The organism is Mesorhizobium sp. BHbdii (assembly GCF_053848045.1).
Window position 1 is genome coordinate 1 of the sequence record NZ_JBSPKX010000051.1, and the last position, 741, is coordinate 741.

The window sequence follows — 741 nt, forward strand, 5'->3', positions numbered from 1 at the left end:
TCTATTTCGACTTTTCTGGCTATTCGGACATGGCGATCGGTCTCGCTATGATGTTCGGAATTCGGTTCAAGGAAAACTTCAACCACCCCTACGCTGCGTCTACGATCACCGAGTTTTGGCGTCGGTGGCACATCTCGCTGTCGGGCTGGTTCCGCGACTATCTCTATATCCCCCTTGGGGGAAACAGGGCAGGCCCGGCGCGAACTTACGCGAACCTGATGATCGTGTTCCTTGCGACCGGGACATGGCATGGGGCGGCATGGACGTTCGTCCTGTGGGGCGCATACCACGGAACCTTTCTTATAGCAGAACGCCTGATCCTTGGAGGAAGGGCGTTTTCATCTCAGATCGTTCGGATGATCTATTTCTTTCCCGTCGTGATTTTCGGATGGGTTCTGTTCCGCGCAAACGACCTATCAGCCTTCGCCAGCCATGTACGCGCCATGCTGTTGCCGCTGGCAGACGGGGCCTTCGGGTTGCCCGGGTCGATGGAGCTCGCGCTTTCGCCCCAGGGCAAAATGGCTATGCTATCAGCCTGCCTCCTCATAGTCATTCAGGGGCAGGTAAGTCCCTTGGGTGTGGTGGTAGCCGGAGCAGCGGGCCGTGCCGCGTGCGTCGCCCGGCTTGTCTTCGTCAGCGTCGCAGCAGTCATCTGCGCGATCTACATCGTACCTCAGGCCTTCTCACCGTTCCTCTATTTCAGGTTCTGAGTATGAAATTGGCGAATATCGCGACCATCGG

The 741-nt window shown here is 57.4% G+C and carries 1 protein-coding gene; it reads left to right on the top strand.

Annotated elements, in window-relative coordinates:
- A partial coding sequence (locus tag ACWTU8_RS31735; protein ID WP_455851242.1) for an MBOAT family O-acyltransferase occupies positions 1 to 710 on the top strand: 710 nt, incomplete at its 5' end.
- Positions 711 to 741: the final 31 nt, after the last annotated feature.